This window comes from Paenibacillus sp. NPDC056933 (assembly GCF_042674385.1).
Taxonomy (GTDB): Bacteria; Bacillota; Bacilli; order Paenibacillales; family Paenibacillaceae; genus Paenibacillus.
In genome coordinates this window covers 1,037,882-1,057,789 of the sequence record NZ_JBHUQN010000001.1, presented here as the reverse complement: position 1 = coordinate 1,057,789, position 19,908 = coordinate 1,037,882, and the positions used below count along the sequence as shown (strand labels likewise).

Below are 19,908 nucleotides of genomic sequence, written 5' to 3'. Positions count from 1 at the left end.
GATTTCTTCTAAACCAGCAATAGCGGCACACGCATATGCACGGCCGCTATTCCCGGTTAAAGCTGTAAGTTTACTTGATTACCTTAAAGTTGTTACCTACTTCTTGATCCAGTGCATCATCTCACGCAATTGTCCGCCAACCACTTCGATTGGGTGTTCAGCTTCGTTGCGACGAGTTGCTGTCAGGAATGCACGGCCGGATTGGTTTTCCAGGATGAAGTCACGTGCAAATTTACCTTGTTGGATATCTGTCAGGACTTCTTTCATTGCTTTCTTCGTATCTTCAGTTACCACGCGAGGTCCAGTTACATAGTCACCGTACTCCGCTGTGTTACTGATGGAATCACGCATGCTTGCAAGTCCACCTTCATACATCAGGTCAACGATCAATTTCAATTCGTGCAGACACTCGAAGTATGCCATTTCAGGAGCGTAACCCGCTTCTGTCAATGTTTCAAATCCAGCTTTTACCAGGGCACTTACACCGCCACACAGAACAGCTTGCTCACCGAACAGATCTGTTTCTGTTTCTTCGCGGAAGGAAGTTTCAATCACGCCTGCACGTGTGCAACCGATACCTTTTGCGTATGCCAAACCGATATCTTTTGCTTTACCTGTTGCATCTTGTTCAATTGCGATCAGGCCCGGTACACCGAAACCTTCCACGTAGGTACGACGTACCATGTGGCCAGGGGACTTAGGAGCTACCAGCAATACATCGCTGTCTTTTGGAGCAACGATTTGACCGAAATGAACGTTGAAACCGTGAGAGAAGAGCAATGCAGCGCCTTTTTTCAGGTTTGGTTCGATTTCATTTTTGTATACAGAAGCTTGTGTTTCATCCGGCAGCAAAATTTGAACGACATCTGCACGGCTAGTCGCTTCAGCCGGGGACAGAACTTCAAATCCATCATTTTTTGCAGTGTCAAAAGATTTACCTTCACGAAGTCCGATGACTACGTTCAATCCGCTGTCGCGCAGGTTTTGGGCTTGGGCATGACCCTGGCTACCATAACCGATTACCGCGATCGTTTTTCCTTTCAATACGCTAAGCTCTGCATCTTGTTCATAATAAGTAGTTACTGGCATGTTTATAAGTCCTCCTTTGTATTGTAAAGAACCCTTCATTAATGAGCGGGTGTCTCAAGGGACCGGTCGCTTTCTTGCTTCAGCGTTTCTGGTCTGATCCGATCCGTTCAGACACCCGCCCATTAATGCGGGGGTGTGGCTGTATTGTCAAGCGTTACATCGCTAAAATGTTGAATTGCAGCTAATACGGGACTGGCACTTCATTTAAGATTAAAGGTATTTCTCAGCTTAATGCTGCTAACATACCTTTGTCGTTCCGTTGATAAGCATCAGACCATGCTTTTTTTCAATATGTCTGTTTAAACGTTGCCTCGCACCAATGCAGTTACTCCTGTACGTGACAGTTCACGAATGCCGTATGGCTTAAGCAATTCAATCATTGCATCAATTTTATCCGTATCCCCGACCACCTGTACAATGAGACTTCCGGGACCAACATCCACAACCGATGCACGGAAAGTTTCAACTACACCGAGAATTTCAGGACGTTCTGAAGGCTCAGCTTTCACTTTGATCAACGCAAGTTCACGGGCAACCATCGGTTTCAGGCTGAAATCAACCACTTTGATGACATCGATGATTTTGTACAACTGCTTTTCGATCTGTTCCAGCGTTTTGTCATCACCAATCGTCACAATAACCATTCTTGACAAGCCCGGTTCCTCGGATTGACCTACCGTTATACTTTCAATGTTGAATCCCCGTCGACCGAACAACCCCGATACCCGCTGAAGGACGCCTGGCTGATCGTTGACCAATATCGAAATCGTATGTCTTATCATTCTTCAGCATCCCCCATCAGCATTTGATCGATTGTCGCTCCTTGCGGAACCATTGGATACACGTTTTCTTCCTTGCGTACTACGAATTCAACAACGACTGGTCCTGGTGTATCCAGAGCCTCTTGCCAAGCACGTTCGGCTTCTTCCTTGTTGGTTGCACGCAATCCTTTTACACCATAAGCTTCAGCCAGTTTCACAAAATCAGGACTTCCTGCCAGATCGATGTGGCTGTAACGGTTCTCATAGATGATCTCTTGCCACTGACGCACCATTCCAAGCACCTGATTGTTGATAATAACAATTTTTACCGGAATGTTGTTGATCGCACAAATCGCGAGTTCCTGAGAACACATCTGCATGCCGCCGTCACCGTTAATGGAAATAACAAGCCTGTCCGGGTTAGCCATTTGAGCACCGATTGCAGAAGGGAATCCAAAGCCCATTGTGCCGAGTCCACCGGAGGTTACCCATGAACGTGGCTGATTGAATTTGTAATATTGTGCTGCCCACATTTGATGCTGTCCAACGTCTGTAGTTACAATTGCTTCACCTTTGGTTGTATCATTCAGCATTTCAACTACCCACTGTGGCTTCAGCACCTCATCTGAATCCGTGTAGCTGTAAGGTTTTTCTTGTTTCCACTGCTTGATCTGGTCTCTCCACGCATCTGCACGTTCTGCACGCTGCACTTCCTTGTTCGCTATTTCGAGCACCGTCTTCACATCACCAACGATTGGAATGTCCGTTGCAATGTTTTTGCCAATTTCAGCCGGATCAATATCGATATGAACAATTTTGGCATGTGGAGCGAACCCGTCCAGCTTACCTGTTACCCGATCATCGAAACGCGCTCCGATGTTGATCAGCAAATCTGCTTTTTGAATCGCCTGATTGGAAGTGTATGTTCCGTGCATACCCGGCATCCCGGTCCACAATTCATGACCACTTGGGAAAGCTCCAAGTCCAAGAAGTGTTGTCGTGATTGGAATACCTGTCTTCTCCACAAACTCGAACAGTTCTTCATGTCCACCGGAGTAAACCACGCCACCGCCTGCCAGAATCATCGGACGTTCTGCTTCCTGAATCGCTTGAGCCAGTCGATCTACCTGAAGTTTATTGGGTACAGTCCGCGGGTTATACCCTCTCAATGTAACAGGTTCAGTCATCGGTTCAAACAACGTTTTGTTAGCCGATACATCCTTCGGAATATCGATCAGTACTGGACCTTTACGGCCCGTATTGGCAATATGGAATGCCTCATGAATGACACGCGGCAGATCCTTCACGTCTTTTACCAGATAACTGTGTTTGGTGATTGGCATCGTGATTCCGGTAATGTCTGCTTCCTGGAAAGCATCCGACCCGATCAAGCTGGAAATAACATTTCCCGTAATGACTACGAGTGGAACAGAATCCATATACGCCGTTGCAATACCGGTAACCAGATTGGTTGCTCCTGGTCCGGAGGTAGCGATACAGACACCGACTTTTCCACTAGCCCGTGCATATCCATCAGCTGCATGAATGGCACCTTGTTCGTGACGTGTTAACACATGCTTGAAGTCCTCGAAACCATACATTGCATCGTAAATGTACAACACTGCACCGCCCGGGTAACCAAAAACGCACTCTACACCTTCCAGCAACAAGCTTCTCAGCAGAATTTCGGAACCGCTAATGACCTCCGGCTTCATCCATTTTTCACGTAATTCATCTGTCGATCGTACTTCTGGAATTTGAGCTCCCATTAGTCATCCTCCTCTCGGAATTTACATCATTCTGACATTTAAAGTTACAAAAAAAACCTTCCATCCCTGCAAACAAGTTCATGCTTGCGAGGGACGAAAGGTTATTGCTTCCGTGGTACCACCCAACTTTGTCCGAAATTTCGCAATAACGGACCTTACCAGGTACAAAAAACGATAGATCAAACGACATAGCCGTTCTCCATACCTGTTGTCTGTAACGCAGACATACGATTTTCCCTAATAACCAAATGGAGTGACATCCAATGCTTTTCAGGAAAACAGCTCCGAGGTGAGCTCGTATATAAGGGGTAATGGTGGTGGTTTCAGCAATTCCAGCCACTCTCTGAGCAAAAGAGCCCTTAAAACTTCGTCCTCTTCATAGCCGATGAAATATTCTCGTTAAATGTTAGGAACATTATATGATTCCTCTAACCGATAAGTCAATACCCCTTTTGTATAAAAATTCAGAACGTCCCTAAACCTTCATCTCCAGCTTTTAACGTTTCCCTCATCCCCGCGCTTCATTCAGTCACCTTTTAACTTCTCTCAAGCATAGGATATACGAGCAGCACGACTGGTCCTGAAAGGAGGCTTCCCATGGTGATTCGGCAACGCAAATCCAAGCTGGATGATGCCGCCATAATGAGGCTGATTGACTCTCAACTTGTTCCTCTATCTCATATGAGTGAAATTGAAATCAACAAAATACGTAAAGAAATACCCCTGAGAATGAACAGGGGCATGACCTTTGTTGTCTCACCAGAGCCAGACAAAGAAGCTGTTGCATTCATTCATTTTCTCATGCATGGTGAACTGCTGTATGTGGATATGATGGCTGTTACCACCAAAGAACAACGAAAACGATACGGACAGACTTTGCTGCACCAAGCTGAACAATTCGCTGTATCTCGAGGCTGCAAAAGATCCAAAGTTATGGTGGATGAAGGCAATGCAAAAGGACTTCAATTTTACCAAAAAAATGGATATATAATAATTAGATACATTATGTTAAGCCGCTGTTATGAGTTGGAAAAAAGGCTGTAAAGCGGCCTAGAAAAATCCTGGTGGCCGTGGTCCGTAGGGTCCATATCCAGGACCTGGCCCAAATCCACCACCAAATCCAGGGCCGTATCCTGGGCCCGGTTTGGGTCCGGGGCCATACCCGGGGCCATATCCAGGACCACCTGGGCCGAACCCAGGACCAGGGCCGTAAGCATAAGGCAGCGTAGCGACGGCGAGTAAATCAAATAATACCAGTGGCAAAATCGCTTTGGTTCGCACTTTTTTGCCAACAGCACGTTTCAGCACCAGTTTATTGCCGGATACTTTTAACAGTCTCCCAGTCACCCGAGTACCATCTTTTTTGATCGCGACAATATTTTTGCCTATTAATTTTATCGCTTCATCACGCGTAACATGTTGTTTCATACTTTCCCCTCCTCCTCGGATCGTTCAGAACAGTGTATTCGTCCATGGTTGGCTTCGCCTGTTTCTTTGTCCCTAAATGAAAATATGGGTGTCTTCTCTATAACAGTTAGAACGCTAGTATTCTGATATTTTTCTTTTTTAAACAAAAAAAGATTCGCACGAGGCGAACCTTTTTAAGTAAAGCATTATGTGGGAAATCATAATTATGTCGTTACCTTTTCCCCGGATCATACGGTTCCCCGAGTGCGGATGGAGCAGAAGAGCGTCCAACAGCCGCAACGAGCACGATGATGGTGAGCAGGTAAGGCAGCATATAAATAATTTCCTGGGGAATACTTTGAGACCATTCAAACAACTGTACATAGTTTCGGATGGCTTGTGAGAAACCAAAGAATACAGCCGCGCCAAAAGCACCAATCGGATTCCATTTACCAAAGATCATGGCCGCAATTGCAATATAACCTTGACCAGAAACGGTATTATGGGAGAATGTGCCTGTTGTAGTCAGTGTGATTGCAGCTCCACCAATGGCAGCTAGTGCACCACTGATCATAACCGCAATATAACGGTAACGACGTACTTTAACACCCACGGTATCCGCAGCACTTGGATGTTCACCAACTGAGCGAAGACGAAGACCGAATGGAGTTTTGTACATGATGTAATACGTCAGGAAGACAAACAGAATGGCCAGATAAGTTGTTGGATACACGTTCTTGAAGAAAGCTTCACCAAGCAACGGTATATCTTTTAACAGTGGTACATCAAACTTGCTAAATCCTTGTACCAAAGGTGAATCTCCTGATCCTTCAAACAGCAGTTTTACCAAATAAAGTGTACTTCCTGCTGCCAGGAAGTTAATGACGATACCACTGATAATTTGGTCAGCCTTAAACGTAATCGAGGCAACCGCATGGATTAGCGACACAACGACTCCCAGTACGACTGCGAACAATACCCCCATCCATGCAGAGGTCGTTCCTCCCATGCCAGCTTCTTGTGCATAATGCGCAGCAATCCCCGCAGCGAAGGCACCAAATACCATAAAACCTTCAAGTCCAAGGTTGGTCACACCTGATTTTTCCGAAAAAATCCCGCCCAAGGATGCAAAAATCAATGCCGTGGCAAAGACAAGCGTCGTATTGATAATTTGCCCAATTGTCAACAAGTCCATCTACAACACCTTCTCTTTCTTGCGCTTGGAATAGAACGGTTTAAGTACCCAGCGCACGATGCCTTGTGCCGCAATGAAGAAGATAATCGAACCGATCACAATCCGAATAATCTCGGGCGGTACATCTGCAGCAAAGCTCATTCCCGCAGATCCATATGTGAGCGTACCGAACAGCAATGCGCCCAGCAACACTCCAAACGGATGATTTAAACCAATCAGAGCAACGGCGATGCCGTCAAACCCTGTTCCTGGTGAACCCGACATAACAGTCTGGTACTGGAACACCCCGAGCACCTGGAACGCACCGCCAAGACCTGCGAGCATACCACTGATAAACATCGCTTTTACGATATTGCGATTAACATGCATACCTGCATACTCTGCCGCATTCGGGTTATATCCTACAGCTCGAATCTCGTACCCTTGTTTGGTTTTCCACATATAAATATAAAAGAGCACTGCCATAACAAGGGCAATTAATGTTCCCATATGCACACGGGAGTTGCCCATCAGTTCGGACAACCATGTCAGACTAATCGAAGCTGTATCACTGATATCGACCGAACGATTTTCACCTTTTAAAAGCAGGAATTGACGTACGATCAGGTTCGCCAGATAAAGACCAATCCAGTTCAGCATGATACTACTGATAACTTCGTTAACCCCGCGTGCTGCTTTCAGGTAGCCGGCAATAGCTGCCCACAGCCCACCAAAAACCGCACCGGCGATCAAAGCCAGCGGAGCATGGATGTAAATCGGCAGACCTGCAAACTTTACCCCAACAAAGGTGGCCGCTGTCATGCCGACGAGAAATTGTCCTTCTCCTCCGATATTAAACAGCCCTGCACGTGACGCAAATGCAAAAGCAAGTCCAGTCATGATGAGAGGTGTCATCTCACGAACAGCTTCACCGAAGTTGTACATGTCTCCGAAAACCTTCGTAAACAACGCACTATAAGCTTCAATGGGGTTGTATCCACCGATCAGCATGACAATGCCGCCAAGGATCAGACCCATAATGATGGCTACAACAGGTAAAATAAATGAATCACGGGTAAACCATTTCAATACATTACTCATGCACAGTACCTCTCTTTTGGGTGCTGCCCGCCATCATCAAGCCGAGCTCCCTGTCATTGGTTTCTTCCGGCAGCACCTCGCCCACAATCTGTCCTTCATAAATGACTGCAATTCGGTCAGATACGTTGATAATTTCATCCAGCTCGAATGAGATCAGCAAAACCGCTTTCCCCTGATCACGTTGTGCAATCAACTGTTTCTGAACAAACTCAATAGCCCCTACGTCCAGACCACGAGTTGGCTGGGCAGCAATAAGCAGCTCAGGATTTTTATCAACCTCACGTGCGATAATGACCTTTTGCTGGTTCCCTCCCGACAAAGAACGAGCCTTCGTTTCGATGCTAGGTGTACGCACATCAAATGCCTCGACAAGCCGCTTCGCCTGCTTTTTGATTGCATCGAAGTTAAGGAACCCTTTACGGGTATAAGGCGCTTTATAGTATGATTCCAGCACGATATTTTCGCTCACTGAAAAATCTAGAACAAGTCCGTGTTTGTGTCGGTCTTCCGGAATATGGGCTACCCCTGACTCCGAAATATGACGTGGAGAATGGTTGGACAGCTCTTTACCTTCAAGAAGGATCGAACCGCTATCCACTTTACGAAGTCCAGTAAGAGCTTCAATAAGTTCGCTTTGCCCATTACCATCAACACCAGCGATCCCCACAATCTCTCCTGCACGCACATTCAGATTGAGTTCGTTCAGAACCGAAATACCCTCTTTATTCTTGGCAGTCAATTTGCTGACTTCCAGGACATTGTTTCCTGGTGTAGCCGGCTTTTTGTCCACTTTAAAAGTGACATTGCGGCCAACCATTTTTTCGGCGAGTTCGTTCGGATTCGTTTCTGATGTTTTAACCGAATCAATCACTTTACCACGACGAATAATCGTCACTGTATCGGAAATCTCCATGATCTCTTTCAGTTTGTGTGTGATTAGAATAATAGACTTGCCTTCGGCCACCAGCTTCTTCATGATCACCATCAGTTCTTTAATTTCCTGGGGAGTCAATACCGCTGTAGGCTCGTCAAAAATAAGAATATCCGCACCACGATACAACGTCTTCACAATTTCCACACGTTGCTGCATACCGACGGAGATATCATGAATTTTGGCATGCGGGTTCACCTTGAGTCCATACAGTTCAGACAGTCGCTGCACTTCAGCAGCAGCCTTTTTATAATTAATGTTGAGACCTTTCCTTGGTTCGGATCCCAAAATAATGTTCTCTGTTACCGTGAACGGCTGAACAAGCTTAAAGTGCTGATGCACCATGCCGATGCCAAGATCGATTGCTTTATTAGGGCTGTCGATGATGACAGGCTTGCCATTCACTTCAATGGAACCTTCATCCGGCTGATAGAGACCAAATACAATGTTCATCAACGTTGACTTACCAGCGCCGTTTTCGCCCAGTAGAGCATGGATCTCGCCTTTACGAAGCTGAAGGCTGATAGCGTCGTTGGCAACAATGCCTGGAAAACGCTTCGTGATTTGTTTTAACTCAACGACGGGGGTTGCTGCACCCATGTAATCACCCTTATACCTGATATAGTTTGGTTCCGCAAACGTAAGAAAAACGTCTATCGACGTTTATTCAAGGAAGATGACCGCATTTTTAGCGGTACTTTTTCTTGGGATGATCGAATCCTTCAGTTTCACTGGAAACTTCTGCATTCCATAATCTTAAGAAAAGCTCCTACCGGAGCGTTGATACGAAGTCTTCTTTCTTTTGCCATGGGTTATCCCCTAGCACGCACTGCAAGGCTGTACAATTGTTATGATGACTTGAGCAAATTTTCCTGTCCTGACAATCATAAGGCCGGTCAAGACCGGCCTCGATGATTATTCATTTATACAAGCAGAATCAGATTATTCTGTAGGAATTTTGATTTCGCCTTTGATGATTTTTTCTTTGTACTCGTCCACTTTGGCAAGTACATCAGCAGGAACGTTTTTCGTAGAAGTATCAGCGATACCTACACCGTTTTCTTTCAAAGTCAGGTTCTCAGCTCCACCTTTGAATGTTCCATCGATGACTTCAGCGTTTACGCGCTTAACAGCCTCGTCCACTTTTTTGATCATGGAAGTCAGTGTTACATCATCACCAAACTCCAGGGATTGGTCTTTGTCAACACCGATAACCCAAACGTCTTGGCCTTGTTTCTTACGAGCAGCTGCTTCGATGAACACACCATTACCAGTAGCACCTGAAGCGTGGAAAATGATATCTACACCTTTATTATAGAGTGTAGCTGCTGCTGCTTTACCCAGGTCAGGCTTATCAAATGCACCTGTGTAGTTGGGAATAAACTCAGCGTCAGGATTAACCGCTTTGACCCCTTCTCTGAAACCTACTTCAAACTTTTTGATCAGTGGGCTTTCCATACCGCCAACAAAGCCTATTTTGTTCGATTTAGTTGTCAGACCAGCTACAACACCCACCAGGAAAGAACCTTCTTCTTCAGCAAATGTTACCGATTTAACGTTAGGAGCATCAACAACACTGTCGATGATCGCGAGTTTAGAATCAGGATTTTGTTCAGCTACAGTCTTGATTGCATCAGCCAATTGGAAACCGATACCCCAAGTGAGGTCATATCCACCTTTAACGAACTCGTTCAGGTTTGGAATGTACTCTTCATCGGATTTACTTTGCAGGTATTTAACAGCTACACCTGTTTCAGTTTCAGTTGCTTGCAGAGCTTCCCAAGCAGATTGGTTAAACGATTTGTCGTTAACCCCACCTACGTCTGTAACCATCCCGATTTTCAAATCGGATTTAGCTTCAGTGTTTTCGCCACCTGCAGTTCCTCCGGCATTTGTTTCCTCTTTCGGTTTGCTACCGCAACCTGCGAGCATAACCGATACTGCCAGCAACATGACCAAAGACAAGCTGAGCATCTTTTTCATTTCTCTGTTCCCCCTTAATGATATATACCTACTTCCTGTTCAGGCCAAAACAGAACGGATCAACAGATCGATAATATGGCTTTTATGCAGAATGTATGGTTTCTTCGACATTAAAAGCGCATTCTTATCCCTAAACAATCGGATCACCTGTCGAAAAACCGAACATTATGACATGAAGAGAAAAGTTTAGGACTAGCCTACTAGAGGTGATTATACATTCAACCCGTGGTAAAATCCAGATGTTTCATCACCAATTATCACATATTTTTGTTCTTTTTTTGTTGAAAGCGCTTAATATTTTAACGGTTTAACACACTAACGTTACAACGATGTAATGTTACATAACAAAAACTTACCATGCCTTCTGGTGAGAAGTGGAAATCCTCTGTTTTTATTTGCATTATTTCACCGTTCGTATTTTATGTATTTAGACAGTCTGTTATTCACTCATCATATACTTCCCATAGTGCCCTTACAGGCAGCAGCCTATTCGTTCAAATACCGGATATCTCTTTTACAGATAACTCTTCAAGCCGTAAAAAAAGCCGCCATATAGGTACGGCGGCTTGCATAAACAGTTTTAAGCGTTGATTTTGCCTTTAGCTACAGTAGCCAAAGAGTTGAACGCATTGATGTCATTAACGGCCAGATCAGCCAACATTTTGCGGTTCATGTCTACACCAGCAAGTTTCAAACCATGGATCAGTTTGTTGTAAGACAAACCATTCATACGTGCTGCAGCATTGATACGAACGATCCACAGTCTGCGGAAGTTACGTTTCGTGTTGCGACGGTCACGGTATGCGTAAACCAGGGATTTCATTACTTGCTCGTTAGCTGTTTTAAAAATACGGTGTTTGGAACCGAAATAACCTCTTGCCAGTTTCAAAACCTTTTTATGACGACGACGTACTACAAAACCGCCTTTTACTCTTGCCATATTAAAGAACCTCCCAATAAATATTAAATGTATCCGTAGTATGTGTACGACCTAAGCCGATCCCCCATACGGATTTACTATTTCAAGTTAGCCAGACCTTGTTTCAAACGTCTTACGTCCCCGGCAGCCATAACTGGGTTACCGTTCAGAACGCGCTTAGCACGTTTTGATTTGTGGGAAAGCAAGTGGTTTTTGTGAGCTTTGTAACGCAGGACTTTACCGGAACCGGTAATTTTGAAGCGTCCTTTCAAACTGCTGTGTGTTTTCATTTTAGGCATTTTGTGTTTCCTCCTTCAATGTTATCAGGCTTTAGGAGCCAGAATCATGATCATACTGCGGCCTTCCAATTTTGGTTGGCGTTCAATAGTGCAAAGTTCTGCAACTTCCACTTTAACGCGTTCCAAAATCCGTTGACCAATGGCGGCATGCGCAATTTCACGTCCGCGGTAACGAACGGAACACTTCACCTTGTCGCCTTCTTTCAAAAACTTAACTACATTCCGAAGCTTCGTTTGATAATCATGCTCCTCAATATTGGAACGGAACCATACTTCTTTAATGTCAACAATTTTCTGGTTCTTACGGGCTTCTTTGTCTTTCTTTTGTTGCTCATAGCGGAATTTGCCATAGTCCATAATGCGGCATACCGGCGGTTTAGCCTGTGGTGCCACATTGACCAGGTCCAAGTTCAGGTCAATCGCCATTTGAAGTGCTTCCCGAATCGGCGTGATCCCAATTTGTTCCCCTTCAGCTCCGACAAGGCGTACTTCCTTCGCCCGAATCTCATCATTAATCATGTGATCTTTACTAATAACCGTCCACCTCCAGGTCATTTTGAATATCCTGTTACACAAAAATAAAAGGGATGCCGGTTAAGCTACCGACATCCCTGTAATCAACACAATTCTTCATGAGTATACAACTTCATAAATCATTGGGATCGTTGACCAGTCAACATGAGTTGATCAGGTGAGAAGTCGGACTTCTACTTGTGATTCCACAGCTATTCATTTAACGCACTTGAATACTATAACATCCTGCAAAAACATTGTCAACACTTCTACAATATTTTATTGGACATGTTTTCAACAAGCTCATTATTAGTTATCCCTGCTTGCTCTGCACCTCATCCAAACGTACAACACGTGTATGTTGGGTATGGCTCCATTGTTTGTTGTTCTGCGTAAAGAACGCATAGAACGTAATTGGATACCAAGAGAGCAGGTAAATCGGGAACAGGATCAGGTACAGATATACTTTGGCAAACGTAACCTTCTCCAGAGCCATGGACAACAAAAATGTCAGGATATTCAGTCCAATCGCTACAAATCCTACCCAGAGCGGGAAGTACCCGTATATGTTTGCGATATGCGGACCACTGAATATCGCTGTATCCACCCACAGGGCAGCTGTCATCAGAAACGTAAGCAAAACAACGTACACATTTGCGCCATACACAGCAAGGTCAAACTTCACCAAGCTTCTTTCTTTGATACTTTGCCATAGCAGCGGGAAGAAATATCTACGCGCGACCGTAAAGTGGCCTTGCATCCAGCGAAGACGTTGTCTTGCGGAAGCTTTAAAGGTTAACGGTTTCTCATCAAATACTTTGGCATCATAGTTAAAAACAGGATATACATTACGCTGAACACTGCGCATCGTAAACTCCAAATCCTCAACCAGACTTGTCGCGCCCCAACCAATTTCCTTGAGCAGGTTGGTCTCGAAGCACATTCCAGTACCTCCAAGGAAATTCGCCATATTCAGGTTATGACGGGACAACTGCCACAAACGGTTGATGTACCAATAAGATACACCGTATGCCGCAGTAATCCAGGAGTCCTCCGGATTTTTCGTATCAATGTATCCTTGGATAACACGTGAACCATTGCATAAGTCATCGTTCATCTCAAGCAAGAAGTTACGGTCAACCAGGTTATCCGCGTCAAACATAACAACTGCGTCGTATTGACGTGGCAATTTCCACAGGTACTTCAGCATCCATTCGATCGCGTACCCTTTACCCCTCAGATCGGCATTGGTACGTACACAAGCATTCAGTCCATGCTGCCTTACAATTTGAGCCGTTCCATCGGTACAGTTGTCGCAAATGACAAACACATCGTACAGATCTTCCGGATAATCAAGTTGTTTCAAGTTCTCCATCAAGGCACCAATGACTTGTTCCTCATTGTGTGCTGCGACGAGTACAGCGAATGACTTTGTCGCCGGATAATGGTTTTTTTTCTTTTTCTTAATCAGACCGAACAGCGAAAACGTGAATTGGTACACGGCTAGCAGTGCCAGAATGACCTGCAACGTGACGAATATAGCGTCCAACATCGTTCTCTGTTACCCCCTTTTTTTCAAACCCAGATTACTTTAAGACATTTCTCTTCCTGATTCTGCATCTTTATTTTTATTTGTGATCTGCAGAATATGACCCTGTTCTTTTGTTTACTACGCAAATATTTGAGGCAATGTTTCAAGCATGGTTATTGCCATTTGGCTGCTTTATCGATTTTGTATGCTTTTCAGCCATTTGTCAAAACCGCAATTCCACTCCCTGAAGCAGAAATGTGAACTTTAAACGCTGAATTGGCAGTTTGTGATACTGCAACCTCGCATTCATGCCTGTTATATCTTATTTTCAGCTGTTTACTTGATTTTTATTTCTAAAGTCCCTGCTTTTTTCTCCAGGCTGATACAGATTAACAGAGGCTCTATATTAAATAACGTAAACAGACCACAAAAAGTTTGATTTAAAACTCACATTTTTTTACCTCATTTCAGCCATGTTGAATCATTGTATCTTTTTTGGCTCGTCCGAGTCAAAAAGTTAAGTTGGGTGTTTATCCACTCTTTAACATGAAATTTACTTTCTTCACATGTGTTCTTCTTGAAAAGGACAACATTTAAAAATATGATAAACATATACCTGAAATAACCTCAAGTTTACGAAAAACGGTTATATACTAATCAGGACTAAACCGGACACAGCAATTTACCGGAAATACTGCCGCCAACTTGGGCGGCCTGACTGGCAGGAGGCCACTATGAGCCGTTTATTCGTAAAGTTTCAAGAGTATGATCGAAATGTATTTATGTGGATTAATGGTCGTCTTCATAATCGATTTATGAACTTTTGGCTGTATTATTTCACTCATCTGGGCGGAGCAACTTCTTCTATTGCAGTATCCTTGCTCATTTGGCTGCTGGCTCCCGCCCCTTGGAACACAACAGGGCTGCAGGCTTGCATCGCGCTTGCGGTGAGCCATATTCCCGTAGCCATCGCCAAAAAACTGTATCCGCGTATCCGCCCTTACCTGGCCTTACCGGATACAATCACGTTCCGTAACCCCCTGACGGACCATTCGTTCCCTTCAGGGCATACTACCGCCATATTCTCGGTTACGGTTCCGTTTATGGCCATGGAGCCATTCTTGTTACTGATGCTACTGCCTGTTGCCTTAATTGTCGGATTTTCTCGAATTTACTTGGGATTACACTATCCCTCCGACGTACTCGCAGGGGCGACAATCGGTACTTTAGTCGCACTTGCAACAGTTGCTTTATGGACATAATGTGGATATGTTAGACTAAGGAAAACCTAGCAGGAACAGGTGAAGCAAGCGTGGAGAAAAAAAGAGTATTACTATTATCTGAAGGCTTTGGCGCTGGTCATACCCAAGCCGCTTATGCACTTTCCAGCAGTCTGCGGAAACTGTCACCGGATGTGCAAACCAAAGTGCTTGAGCTGGGAAGTTTTCTGAATCCCAGAATGGCGCCACTCATTATAACCGCATACAAAAAAACAGTCATTAACCAGCCGAAGCTTATCGGGTATGTATACAGGCATCAATATAAAAAATCTTTGAATCGGCTGACCACACTCGCATTGCACAAGTTGTTTTACACCCATACACGCAGTGTTGTGCGTCAGCTTCGTCCGAATGCTATTGTGTGCACCCATCCCATCCCCAGCGCGGTTATATCCAGGTTGAAGCGCCTGGGCGTACAAGTTCCGCTTTGTACAGTCATCACCGATTATGACGCGCATGGGACTTGGATCAGTCCTGAGGTGGACTTGTATCTTGTCTCAACCGATGAGGTAAAGTCCAAATTAATGCTGAGGGGTGTGTCTATTGATAAGATTAGGGTGACTGGCATTCCGATCCACCCTAATTTTTGGGAACATCCCCAACGGGATGAGATTCGCAGTAAGTTCAAATTAAAAAACATGCCTACGGTGCTTGTCATGGGCGGAGGCTGGGGCATGCTTAGTGATGAGGTAGTGAACCAATTACTGATACGCTGGCATGAGGATGTACAGATTATTTTCTGCCTTGGTCGCAACGACAAAAGTCGAATCAGCATGGAACAAAACCCGTTGTACCAGAAAGAAAACATTCATATTATCGGTTATACCAAGGAAGTGGACAAATTAATGGAAGTATCCGATCTCCTGATCACCAAACCAGGCGGAATGACGTGCAGTGAAGGTTTGGCAAAAGGTATACCCATGTTGTTCCACAATCCCATACCGGGTCAGGAAGAAGAGAATGTCCATTATTTCACCTCAAAGGGTTTGGGTGAGTCCATTACGTCACTTGACGTGGTTGTAAAATGGATGAATAAACTTCTCCATAACTACCCCGATATCGTTCGTAAACGTAAACGCCACTTGGCGCAGATCGCCAAGTATTATCCCATGCAGAGTGCACAGAGTATTATCGACCTGCTGGACCTGCGTCCCTACCCTACTGACCAAGCCAGACCTTAACGGCTTCAAACAAGCTCTCATCCATATAGTCAAGGTGCCTTCGAATAAATGAAGGCACCTTTTTTAGATATAAAAATATGAAAGAAAGTACAAACTACTGAATGCCCGCCGACTTCAAATATTCCTGCCACTGTTTGGTGTACTCGGTCTGAATTTTTTCCAGACCTGCCTGTTTGGCTTTCTCCATAAATGTGTTTAATCCCGCTTCCACGTCTTCCACCAAACCTACATTAAGTGGATACAGATATTGTTTTTCAACCTGTTCAAGTGCTGCCTTCTCGGCCTGATACGGGGTCCAGTCCTCAGCAAAACCTGTGAAGATATCCGGCTTTTTGATTTTGTCCAGCTCTTCAAACATGGTCAGCACATCATCGAAGGTTTTGTCATAGAGCATGAAGTCTGGATTACGCCAAGCCCAACCATTCATACCTTCACGCGGGAATCCATTGGTTTGAGCGTCTCCCACCATTTTGTAATAGCCATCTTGTACTTCAAAATTTTTACCTTCCACACCGTACTCGGTGAGCCAGTTATAACGTTTGTCTGTAACGAGTTTCTCGTAGAATGCCAACGCTTTCTCCGGGTTTTTACTGCTCCGCGGGATAGCGAATCCGTTGTGTATTGGATGAACCGGCTGTGCAAACCCTTTCGCATTCGGGTAAGGGAAATAACCCAGCTTCCAATCCGGATGCGTGGACTGCACCTTGATTACATCAGCATTAAACTTATTGGGATTCTCTCCTGACAGAACAACTGCTGATTTTCCATTTTGCAGCAATGAGTTGGAGGTATCTTTTACATTCAGCACGTTTTTCGGGAAAAAGCCTTTGTCCATCCAACGTTTGTACGTTTTCAAGTCTTCCAGATGCTGCGCAGAACCCCAATAGGAAGTTATGCTTGAAGGTGTATCATACATGATGTCCAGCCCATAAGGGAGTTGACCGGCCGTATTCACCAGCTTGGATGTCAATTGACGAATACCATGGGTATGGTTCGCATTGCTATCCGCGATTGGAGTCATACTCGGTTCATTGGCTTTAATCCCTTCCAGATAAGCTTCAAGCGTCTCCACCGATTCGGGTTTAGGAAGATTATACTTCTCGCGCAGATCTTCACGGTACGCAATTCCTTCTGTCACATACTCTATCCAGGTGGATGGCACGGTATAGATTTTGTCATTGATTTTGACCGCATTCCACATGTCTTCAGGTACATGGGATTTTAGCGCTGGCGCAGCTTTGGGCAGCATCTCATCCAGCGGCAGGAATGCTCCTTTTTTCGCATATGACTGGTAGAACGTCCAATCCGCAGTAAAGATCAGATCAATCGGCTGACCGGAGGACAGCAGCAGTTTGTATTTTTGATCCCAGTCGGTCCAGGAGGTGTAGTTGAATTTCACGTTCACATTCAGATCCGCCTCAGCCAATTTGTTGATCTCGGATTCAATCACGGGCAGATCTTTGGGTGCATCACCAAGCATGTAAAATTGCAGTGTTACCTTCTCACCTTTGTTCTCAGAAGAACTTCCCTGCTCGCTTCCTTGCGCCGATCCTCCTGAATTATTACATGCGGCGAGTATCCCGGCGAACAGCATCAGGGCAAATACCAGAGACAGGTGCCGAATTGTTTTGTTACGCATACGCATCCTCCCTTTTTGTGTAGACCTTATATGTTAGCGTTGATTCGCCGTGGTTCAGACGGGAAGCAAACCTTTCGGCAGCCCTTCGTTCACAGCGCGTTCACGTTCTAACCTTTTACCGCTCCAATCGTAAGTCCTTTGACAAAATAACGCTGCACAAATGGATACAGGAACAAAATGGGACCCGTCACCACGATCGCCATTGCCATTTTGGTGGATTCAGTAGGTACATCCTGGCTTAGCGTTATACCGGTGCCTATGGCCATCTGGTCAATGAAGGTAATCGTATTCATCGTGTTGTACAAATAAAATTGCAGTTGGTACATATCCGGATCGTTAATGAAGAGTGATGAGGTAAACCAGTCATTCCAGTAACCCAGTGCAAGAAACAAACCTACGGTTGCGATGCCAGGCATCGCCAGTTTCAGTACAATACTGCAATACATGCGAAAATCATTCGCCCCGTCAATCTTGGCAGATTCAATCAGTTCTTCAGGAACGGCTGAACGAATGAAATTTTTCATCAAAATAATGAGGAAAGGTGTCATCAATCCCGGAAAAATCAACACGGTGTACGTATCCGTGAGATTGAAGTAATTAGCCAGCATAATGTACCAGGGTACCAATCCTCCGCCAAACAACGTTGTGAAATAGATAAAGAACGAAAAGGTGTTGCGGTACTTGAAGTCTTTGCGCTGCAGCACGAATCCCGCCATCGTAATAAGAAACAATCCAAGGGCAGTACCCACCACGGTTGTAAAAACCGTTACGCCATAGGCTTTGAGCACCTGGGTCGGGAACTTGAACACCATCTTGTATCCTTCCAGGGAAAAATCCGTCGGAAAAAGATGGTATCCATCTCTCACAATCGATTCGTTGCTGCTGAACGAACCGGATAAAATGAGCAAAAACGGAAGAAAACATATAATGGAAAAAATGACAATGACGCTGTAAGCAATCATTTGAAAAAGTAGGGTAAACTCCGAATCTCTGGCACGAGTATGCATAGTGGATCTCCCTTCTGCCCTGCGGGCATTTTAGAACAAAGCGTAGTCCTCATTCACTTTGCGAATAATGTAGTTGACTGTCATGATCAAAATAAAACCAAACAGCGACTGATATAAGCCTGCGGCAGTAGCCATGCCGATATCAAACGTTACTTTCAAGGAACGATACACATACGTATCGATAATATCTGTAGCGTTATACAGAACGCCGTTATTTCCAATAAGTTGATAAAAGAGATCAAACTGACCTTTCATAATGCTACCGAGCGAGAACAACAACAGGATGACAAATGTCGGTTTCAGCATGGGGACGGTAATGTACCAAATTCGCTGAAAGATGTTGGCCCCGTCCATCCGGGCGGCTTCGTAATACTCATCGCTTATGCCTGTGATGGCTGCAAGGTAGATGACCATGCTATACCCAAGATTTTTCCAAAGGTAAAAAATAATGATCAGGAATACCCAAATCCAAGGTGTATTGTAGATGTCGACTGGACCTGCCTCGAAACGTTTGAGTACTGTGTTCACAAAACCGGATTCATAGTTGAACATGTTGTAAGCGATTACACTCAAGAGTACAAACGAGATAAAATACGGTAAGAACATCACCGATTGCGTAATTTTTTTGAATAATCTGCCCCTGATTTCACTAAGCATAATGGCACAGAAGATCGCCAGCCCGTTGCCTAATATAATGAAGGCCAGATTATAACCCACGGTGTTGGTAGTGAGCTTCAGCAGCATTCCCGATTGCCATAGAAACTTGAAGTTTTCCAAGCCCACGAAGGGACTCCCAAACAGCCCTCCTTCAAAATCATAACGGGTAAACGCATAATAAATGCCCACCATCGGAAAATACGAGTTAATCAGAAAAAAGATCAGTGTTGGCAGCAGCATCAGGAACATGATTTTGTTTTTGTTCAATTCTTTGAGCATGGCTCGATCCCTCCCGAATTTCTTGCGGTGCATTGCGCAGTGAAGCTCTGTTTTTATTGTAGATGCCCTCGAACCTATCGGATACTGAATCATCCGATCAGATCATGAACGATTCTGCACATTTCAATATGAACAAAATGAACAAACACTGAAATGAACAGCAGCGTGTTCACAAATCTTGAAATCGTACATAACCTAAACGTAGTGAACAATAAAGCGAAAGTTGAACTTTAACCAAGGAAATCGGGTATATTCTCCCTGTCTATCATTGATGTAAACGCATACATAATATATAATTCAAGATATCATCCGTGATTCGCCACAGCCATATATGAAGCCCGATACTTGGCTATGAAGTTATACTTTGCTCATCCAAAACAGGGAGGCT

The 19,908-nt window shown here is 44.6% G+C and carries 18 protein-coding genes; 3 read left to right on the top strand and 15 right to left on the bottom strand.

Annotated elements, in window-relative coordinates; translation table 11 throughout:
- Positions 1 to 96: 96 nt before the first annotated feature.
- From ilvC to ilvB, 3 genes are all read right to left on the bottom strand, one after another.
- The gene (gene ilvC / locus ACFTRD_RS04885) at positions 97 to 1,089 is read right to left on the bottom strand and encodes a ketol-acid reductoisomerase (RefSeq protein WP_024628318.1); all 993 of its coding nucleotides are present in this window, start codon (positions 1,087 to 1,089) and stop codon (positions 97 to 99) included.
- A gap of 299 nt (positions 1,090 to 1,388) precedes the next feature.
- Positions 1,389 to 1,871, bottom strand: coding sequence for an acetolactate synthase small subunit (gene ilvN, locus ACFTRD_RS04880; protein WP_076289931.1), 483 nt, complete (start codon positions 1,869 to 1,871; stop codon positions 1,389 to 1,391).
- Entirely contained in the window at positions 1,868 to 3,619 is a 1,752-nt protein-coding gene (ilvB, locus tag ACFTRD_RS04875; protein WP_192265437.1) for a biosynthetic-type acetolactate synthase large subunit, read from the bottom strand. The genes ilvN and ilvB overlap by 4 nt, the downstream gene beginning before the upstream one ends.
- 600 nt (positions 3,620 to 4,219) lie before the next feature.
- On the opposite strand from ilvB, the gene ACFTRD_RS04870 reads away from it, so the two are divergent.
- Positions 4,220 to 4,663, top strand: a complete 444-nt coding sequence (locus ACFTRD_RS04870; RefSeq protein ID WP_379381186.1) for a GNAT family N-acetyltransferase — start codon at positions 4,220 to 4,222, stop codon at positions 4,661 to 4,663.
- Between the two features lie 6 nt (positions 4,664 to 4,669).
- Here the strand turns inward: ACFTRD_RS04870 and ACFTRD_RS04865 are convergent, their stop codons facing one another.
- The 9 genes from ACFTRD_RS04865 to ACFTRD_RS04825 form a co-directional block, all read right to left on the bottom strand.
- Positions 4,670 to 5,047, bottom strand: a complete 378-nt coding sequence (locus ACFTRD_RS04865; protein ID WP_192265430.1) for a hypothetical protein — start codon at positions 5,045 to 5,047, stop codon at positions 4,670 to 4,672.
- Between the two features lie 211 nt (positions 5,048 to 5,258).
- Positions 5,259 to 6,221 carry an ABC transporter permease gene (locus ACFTRD_RS04860; RefSeq protein WP_379377986.1) on the bottom strand — a complete coding sequence of 321 codons (963 nt, stop codon included), beginning with the start codon at positions 6,219 to 6,221 and terminating at the stop codon, positions 5,259 to 5,261.
- The gene (locus ACFTRD_RS04855; RefSeq protein ID WP_192265428.1) at positions 6,222 to 7,301 is read right to left on the bottom strand and encodes an ABC transporter permease; all 1,080 of its coding nucleotides are present in this window, start codon (positions 7,299 to 7,301) and stop codon (positions 6,222 to 6,224) included.
- Entirely contained in the window at positions 7,294 to 8,832 is a 1,539-nt protein-coding gene (locus ACFTRD_RS04850; protein ID WP_379377985.1) for an ABC transporter ATP-binding protein, read from the bottom strand. The genes ACFTRD_RS04855 and ACFTRD_RS04850 overlap by 8 nt, the downstream gene beginning before the upstream one ends.
- A gap of 342 nt (positions 8,833 to 9,174) precedes the next feature.
- A complete protein-coding gene (locus ACFTRD_RS04845; RefSeq protein ID WP_379377984.1) occupies positions 9,175 to 10,215 on the bottom strand; it encodes a BMP family lipoprotein in 1,041 nt (346 codons plus the stop codon).
- Between the two features lie 580 nt (positions 10,216 to 10,795).
- Positions 10,796 to 11,155, bottom strand: coding sequence for a 50S ribosomal protein L20 (gene rplT, locus ACFTRD_RS04840; protein WP_017689664.1), 360 nt, complete (start codon positions 11,153 to 11,155; stop codon positions 10,796 to 10,798).
- A gap of 77 nt (positions 11,156 to 11,232) precedes the next feature.
- Complete coding sequence (gene rpmI / locus ACFTRD_RS04835) at positions 11,233 to 11,433, bottom strand: 50S ribosomal protein L35 (protein WP_062320217.1); 201 nt, start codon at positions 11,431 to 11,433, stop codon at positions 11,233 to 11,235.
- A 24-nt stretch (positions 11,434 to 11,457) separates the two neighbouring features.
- The gene (infC, locus tag ACFTRD_RS04830) at positions 11,458 to 11,952 is read right to left on the bottom strand and encodes a translation initiation factor IF-3 (RefSeq protein WP_024628309.1); all 495 of its coding nucleotides are present in this window, start codon (positions 11,950 to 11,952) and stop codon (positions 11,458 to 11,460) included.
- Positions 11,953 to 12,259: 307 nt separating this feature from the next.
- Entirely contained in the window at positions 12,260 to 13,498 is a 1,239-nt protein-coding gene (locus ACFTRD_RS04825; protein ID WP_062320219.1) for a glycosyltransferase family 2 protein, read from the bottom strand.
- Positions 13,499 to 14,211: 713 nt separating this feature from the next.
- Here ACFTRD_RS04825 and ACFTRD_RS04820 point away from each other — a divergent pair.
- Both ACFTRD_RS04820 and ACFTRD_RS04815 read left to right on the top strand, forming a co-directional pair.
- Positions 14,212 to 14,739, top strand: coding sequence for a phosphatase PAP2 family protein (locus ACFTRD_RS04820; protein ID WP_192265410.1), 528 nt, complete (start codon positions 14,212 to 14,214; stop codon positions 14,737 to 14,739).
- Between the two features lie 50 nt (positions 14,740 to 14,789).
- Positions 14,790 to 15,938, top strand: coding sequence for an MGDG synthase family glycosyltransferase (locus tag ACFTRD_RS04815; protein ID WP_379377983.1), 1,149 nt, complete (start codon positions 14,790 to 14,792; stop codon positions 15,936 to 15,938).
- Positions 15,939 to 16,032: 94 nt separating this feature from the next.
- Here the strand turns inward: ACFTRD_RS04815 and ACFTRD_RS04810 are convergent, their stop codons facing one another.
- The 3 genes from ACFTRD_RS04810 to ACFTRD_RS04800 form a co-directional block, all read right to left on the bottom strand.
- Positions 16,033 to 17,583: an ABC transporter substrate-binding protein gene (locus ACFTRD_RS04810; protein ID WP_379377982.1), complete on the bottom strand. Its 1,551-nt coding sequence runs from the start codon at positions 17,581 to 17,583 to the stop codon at positions 16,033 to 16,035.
- Between the two features lie 101 nt (positions 17,584 to 17,684).
- On the bottom strand, positions 17,685 to 18,584 hold the full coding sequence (locus ACFTRD_RS04805; RefSeq protein ID WP_379377981.1) for a carbohydrate ABC transporter permease: 900 nt from the start codon (positions 18,582 to 18,584) through the stop codon (positions 17,685 to 17,687).
- A 30-nt stretch (positions 18,585 to 18,614) separates the two neighbouring features.
- Positions 18,615 to 19,520: an ABC transporter permease gene (locus ACFTRD_RS04800; RefSeq protein ID WP_339300246.1), complete on the bottom strand. Its 906-nt coding sequence runs from the start codon at positions 19,518 to 19,520 to the stop codon at positions 18,615 to 18,617.
- Positions 19,521 to 19,908 lie beyond the last annotated feature (388 nt).

Excerpts from the sequence above, each read along its gene's own strand:
- ilvC (WP_024628318.1), bottom strand. The coding sequence starts at position 1,089 with ATGCCAGTAACTACTTATTATGAACAAGATGCAGAGCTTAGCGTATTG.
- ilvN (WP_076289931.1), bottom strand. The coding sequence starts at position 1,871 with ATGATAAGACATACGATTTCGATATTGGTCAACGATCAGCCAGGCGTC.
- ilvB (WP_192265437.1), bottom strand. The coding sequence starts at position 3,619 with ATGGGAGCTCAAATTCCAGAAGTACGATCGACAGATGAATTACGTGAA.
- ACFTRD_RS04865 (WP_192265430.1), bottom strand. The coding sequence starts at position 5,047 with ATGAAACAACATGTTACGCGTGATGAAGCGATAAAATTAATAGGCAAA.
- ACFTRD_RS04860 (WP_379377986.1), bottom strand. The coding sequence starts at position 6,221 with ATGGACTTGTTGACAATTGGGCAAATTATCAATACGACGCTTGTCTTT.
- ACFTRD_RS04855 (WP_192265428.1), bottom strand. The coding sequence starts at position 7,301 with ATGAGTAATGTATTGAAATGGTTTACCCGTGATTCATTTATTTTACCT.
- ACFTRD_RS04850 (WP_379377985.1), bottom strand. The coding sequence starts at position 8,832 with ATGGGTGCAGCAACCCCCGTCGTTGAGTTAAAACAAATCACGAAGCGT.
- ACFTRD_RS04845 (WP_379377984.1), bottom strand. The coding sequence starts at position 10,215 with ATGAAAAAGATGCTCAGCTTGTCTTTGGTCATGTTGCTGGCAGTATCG.
- rplT (WP_017689664.1), bottom strand. The coding sequence starts at position 11,155 with ATGGCAAGAGTAAAAGGCGGTTTTGTAGTACGTCGTCGTCATAAAAAG.
- rpmI (WP_062320217.1), bottom strand. The coding sequence starts at position 11,433 with ATGCCTAAAATGAAAACACACAGCAGTTTGAAAGGACGCTTCAAAATT.
- infC (WP_024628309.1), bottom strand. The coding sequence starts at position 11,952 with ATGATTAATGATGAGATTCGGGCGAAGGAAGTACGCCTTGTCGGAGCT.
- ACFTRD_RS04825 (WP_062320219.1), bottom strand. The coding sequence starts at position 13,498 with ATGTTGGACGCTATATTCGTCACGTTGCAGGTCATTCTGGCACTGCTA.
- ACFTRD_RS04820 (WP_192265410.1), top strand. The coding sequence starts at position 14,212 with ATGAGCCGTTTATTCGTAAAGTTTCAAGAGTATGATCGAAATGTATTT.
- ACFTRD_RS04810 (WP_379377982.1), bottom strand. The coding sequence starts at position 17,583 with ATGCGTATGCGTAACAAAACAATTCGGCACCTGTCTCTGGTATTTGCC.
- ACFTRD_RS04805 (WP_379377981.1), bottom strand. The coding sequence starts at position 18,584 with ATGCATACTCGTGCCAGAGATTCGGAGTTTACCCTACTTTTTCAAATG.
- ACFTRD_RS04800 (WP_339300246.1), bottom strand. The coding sequence starts at position 19,520 with ATGCTCAAAGAATTGAACAAAAACAAAATCATGTTCCTGATGCTGCTG.